This is a genomic window from Halalkalibacterium halodurans, from assembly GCF_004376175.1.
GTDB classification, from domain to species: Bacteria; Bacillota; Bacilli; order Bacillales; family Bacillaceae_D; genus Halalkalibacterium; species Halalkalibacterium halodurans.
In genome coordinates this window covers 1-4,788 of sequence record NZ_SNUY01000116.1, presented here as the reverse complement: position 1 = coordinate 4,788, position 4,788 = coordinate 1, and the positions used below count along the sequence as shown (strand labels likewise).

Here is a 4,788-nt window from a genome sequence, read left to right as displayed (position 1 = left end):
TTCGTTCTAAATCAGTTAAATGCCCATTATTCTGGCGGCATTCTTACCCTTGTTAATAAGGATTGGCCAGTAATTAAAAAGCTTTGGATAACTGATCTCTCTTCGGTAACTACATGGCTTGGTGATTCCTATTCCAAAAAGGGACCAAAGCCTCGTGACCCTGCTTCTATGATGCGTTCTTATCTGCTTTCATTATTTGTTCAACCTACAAAAGGTATTACTCATTGGGTTGATCAACTTCGTCGCGTTCCGTTGTATGCAATTCTTAGCGGTTTTGAACCCGGTGACACACCAGGTGTTGGAACATTTGAAGACTTTTTCAAACGTTTATGGGCCTTCGAAAGCCCGAATGTTATGCCGAAGGTCAAACCTAAAAAGAAAAAGTCAAAAAAGAAAAAGAAGCCTAAAAAGGGTGAAAAAGCTGAACCTAAGAATCCCGGAATTGTTCGTAAACTCGTTGATCGGGCAATGCGTTATGGTTCCAAACAAAAACAACTGCCAGGAGACCGATTATTTGAGTTTTTTCAATCCCAATTTTTAGCGGTTTCTACGAAACTTGGTCTTCTTGGGGATCCCGAAGCTCTAGGTGTAGTTGGAGATGGGACACCAATTGAAACAGCTAGGTACCCGAGAAGTAAATCAACCTGTAATTGTAGTGCCCAAGGACTAACGAACTGTACTCACCCACGCCAGTATTCACAACCCGACATCGACTCAGGCTGGGATAGTTCTAAGGAAAAGTACTTCAACGGATATCATCTCTACATGATATCCACTAGCGATAGCCAATACGACTTACCGCTATATCCACGGCTGCATCCTGCTTCCCGGCATGATTCAGTCAGCCTAGTGGTTAGTTCAATTGAATTTTCGCAACGGTACACCTTGGGCACGATTGATAAAATTCTTCTTGATGCAGCGCACGATGCTGAGGCCATTTATGAGCTACTTGAACATCAAAATGTGGAACCCTTCATCGATTTAAATGTTCGAACAAAGAAGAACTTTAGTACAGAAAGTGATATTCAAATATCTCCAACAGGTGTTCCAATCTGTCCGATTGGGAAGGAGATGAAGCCCAACGGGTTTGACAAATCTCAAAATCGGCAAAAATGGCGTTGTCCACTTGCTTGCGGTACCAAAAATACATGCTCATCACCGTGTTCAAAAGCAAAATATGGTCGGACATTCCATACATTCAGAGAGGATAATCTACGATTATTTACCAAAACACCAAGGTCCTCTGAAAAGTGGAAACTTATATACAAACGAAGAACCTCTGTTGAACGTTCTAATAAAAGAGAAAAAATAGATTATCACTTGGAATCTGGACGCCACCGGTCAACAAAAATGTGGTACATTCGCCTATACGCCATAATGATGTGTCAGCACATCGATGCTTGGTACAGCAGTCAGAAAGAGCAGTTAAATATTGAAGAAATCATCTTTCCTAAAGCCGCCTAGTCAATTTTTAAAAAAATAATGGCAATAGGTTTCTTTGTCATGCACATTTTTGAAAATACAATGAAAATAATGAGTGTGCAGGCCATTCCAATCCAATTTCCAGTAATTTTGGTTCATTTCACCCGGAAAATTGTTATTTATTCCGAGACTCTATTATGAAGTTTCGGTCCTATTACATCATATGAAGCATAACCCTTACAGGCAAGTGTGTTTGTCCGATAATAGGAGTTATTTAATTGAACTCAAAAAAGAGAGGTTTCCCTCTCTTCAAATAATTCTTGCCCGCCCCCTGCCAAAACCGAACCTTATGTTATTTCCTCTAGCCAGAGAATGCTTGTTACGCCGCGAGGATAATATTTGCTGCCTGCGATTTCGCCGGAAATGATCTGGTCGCTCCAGCTCCAGACAGATAATGTCGGATGAGTAAGCCACTCCACATGGGCCGCGTCTGCTCTTTCGCCTTTTTCGTCCCACTCCAGTCCAATAATATGGCGGGCTATAAATTGAGATAAATAGATTTTGCTCAGCCACGAGTTATTGCTTGTTGAGGAAATTTTCCAGCCTCCGTTAGGGAATAAGCAAATCCCTTCTTCTAGGACTGCTTCCAGATGGTTTTCCAGCACTTGAATATATTCACCGAAACGACCGTTTCTGTCTAAAGCTTCCCGGCAGTTTGTAAAATAAGGGAAGACAAGCCCTTCGATCGCAGGGATAATCTTGGAGTTATTACCCTCTCCGATAACTGCCGGAACGTATCCTCCTTCAGTTACATTTCCGCAAATAGTTTTAGCGGCCCTCTCTGCCTGCTCGCCTGCAGCTTTTGACAGCTCTTCGAGACCTTCTTCAGCAAAGATTTTTTCTAGTGCAACATAGGCTGCCCAGCATTTTCCTGCTAGGTAAATGTTATTTCGGGCCTGTCCCAGGGAAACATCAAGGCTGTCGTAAGTGGTGATTTCCGCTCCGCCCATCGTCCGCGTGCTGTCGAGTCCCATAAGCCCGTTTCGTTTCTCGGGATCCGGATGGTCGCGGTTCAGCATACTTTCAAAGCACTGCTCGAAAACTGGCAACCTGCTTTTCTTCCACTCTTTATCCCCTGTTTGCTCAACATAAACGGAAGCACATAACAGCCAGTTAACAAGCTGCTCCTGAGTCATATGCGAGAAGCATCCATCAAGTCCGTATAGTTCATAAGAAGAATAATTTTTACGGGAGAAAGTATTCGCTACTCCCATATCGTGTGTGAAACTGATGCCGCCTGGATATTCTGTATCATTACTAGGGAAGCGGACTTTGTCTTCGTAGCTGTATCTATCGACAAATAAATCAAGGACATTTTTAACTGTCCACGGATTCATTTTCAGTTCGAAAAATAGGTGGTCAACAGTAAGGTCGAAAGTATTCATCATTCTGTATTCGCCCTCATTCACGACCCATAATGGTCGCCCTTCATGCTCGAGCAGCTGTGTGCAGCCATAGTAGCTACGGATCGCATGAGCCATCATGAATTTCTGGTCATCTGACAGCTTGCTGTTGGCAACTAATTCATCAGACTCTGCTGCTTTAGCAGCAATCGCATCGAACTGTCCGAGCGCGTACTCTCCCACTTCTTCGATGGTTTTGAAAAATTTGGTGTAAAGATATTCTGTATCAAGCCCCGCTGTTACAACACCGCCACGGAAGAAGCAGACCGCGAACCTAACTGTTTTCACTTCACCAGGCTTAACGTCAACAACTAAAGCACCGGTTTTTCCTAACCCAAACGTCCAATTTTCTTCCAATGGATTTGAAAGGATATCTTCCATGCTGAAATGGAGGGCGGATTTTACAGAGGGGTCATTGGAAACGATGGACGTTAACCTTCCCTGCCCCACTCCTGCTACGCTGGATGTATCATCAATTTTCCTCATGGAGCTGTATGGATCTGATCCTTCATAGCCGAAGAAAGCTCTTCGCTGTTCTTTGCCACGTGAATTATCAATGGTGAGCTCTGCAAGTACAGCCGGAACAATTGCTGCTTTCAGTTCTTCCTCCGAAGCTTTCGATGGATCAGGAACGCTTTGTACAGGCGAGTAAATAGTAAATTTTAAATCACCTGCTTTCCATGTATCCGTGCCAGCATTGAAATCTCTCATAATCTCGTCCTTCCCGAAAGGAAACAAAATTTGAGGTTTATTCTGGTTCGGGTCCGGATTTTCTAGATCGTAACGGGCTGCTTCACTCTCCGCGTCGAGATGGAAAGGCAGAGTTTCATACTTCCCTATTTCTTCCGATTCAAGTCCAATATATACGTTTTGCTTTGGAGAACGGCCCAGCTCCAGGTCCAGGCCCCCTCCGCTGCCGGGAAAACCTAATGTAAAGCTTGAAAATGCGCCTACAGGTGAATGATGTGCGTTAAAAAATATATTTTTAGGTGTAAACATAAAGCATTAGCCCTTTCTGTAGCGAAATTAATCACAAAATATTGTAGATAGTAGCCTTAAAGATATATTTATCCTGAATTATTCATACCTTGAACATAAATCAGGGTTTTAGGCCAAAAACGATTAGATTCCCGATCCCTTTGAAAGAATCATGGTTATTTTTCTTCTGAAAAGCATCTTTCTAGAATGAGGAGCGGAAAAATGCCTGTTTTTGGGCATACTTCTCCCTTGGTCTTAAATCGTGTTTTAAAAAACAGGATTTTTCGATTTTATCCTAGCTTTAGCTGTTGAATCCGCTGAAGTACTTTCCAGAAAAAATCTTGGTATACAAAACTAGAGCCTGAATTATTCATACCTCGAACATAAATCAGGGTTTTAGGCCAAAAACGATTAGATTCCCGATCCCTTTGAAAGAATCATGGTTATTTTTCTTCTGAAAAGCATCTTTCTAGAATGAGGAGTGGAAAAATGCCTGTTTTTGGGCATACTTCTCCCTTGGTCTTAAATCGTGTTTAAAAAACAGGATTTTTCGATTTTATCCTAGCTTTAGCTGTTGAATCCGCTGAAGTACTTTCCAGAAAAAATCTTGGTATACAAAACTAGAGGACAATTTAAAGTAAAGGGATCGTCCTGATTTCACTAATTTACTAGCCACTTTAATGACCCTTGTACGTATGGTTTCAATTTGCATCCCTTTTTGTGCTTCTGGAAAGCAAAGCGTACGTAGCCAATTCGTTAGGTTATAGGCTAACAGGCTTACCATCATTTTCACTTCATTCACTTGAAAAGAGTGACTGCTCATTTTATCCAAATAAAAACCATTTTTAGCTTCCTTGATGTAGTTCTCCATCGTCCCTCTTTTTTGGTACGTACGAACGATATCTTTTGGAGAGAATACATCTCC

3 protein-coding genes are annotated in these 4,788 nt (G+C 42.0%); 1 reads left to right on the top strand and 2 read right to left on the bottom strand.

Features of this window, described 5'->3' with window-relative positions:
• On the top strand, nucleotides 1–1,464 hold a 1,464-nt coding region (locus tag E2L07_RS20060), incomplete at its 5' end, for a transposase (RefSeq protein WP_134228578.1).
• Nucleotides 1,465–1,769: 305 nt separating this feature from the next.
• Here the strand turns inward: E2L07_RS20060 and E2L07_RS20055 are convergent.
• Together E2L07_RS20055 and E2L07_RS20050 are read right to left on the bottom strand one after the other, a co-directional pair.
• The gene (locus tag E2L07_RS20055; RefSeq protein ID WP_134230480.1) at nucleotides 1,770–3,884 is read right to left on the bottom strand and encodes a glycoside hydrolase family 52 protein; all 2,115 of its coding nucleotides are present in this window, start codon (nucleotides 3,882–3,884) and stop codon (nucleotides 1,770–1,772) included.
• A gap of 535 nt (nucleotides 3,885–4,419) precedes the next feature.
• A partial coding sequence (locus tag E2L07_RS20050; RefSeq protein ID WP_166740145.1) for a transposase occupies nucleotides 4,420–4,788 on the bottom strand: 369 nt, incomplete at its 5' end.

Bases quoted from the DNA above. Each gene is read 5' to 3' on its own strand.
- E2L07_RS20055 (WP_134230480.1), bottom strand. From the start codon at position 3,884: ATGTTTACACCTAAAAATATATTTTTTAACGCACATCATTCACCTGTA.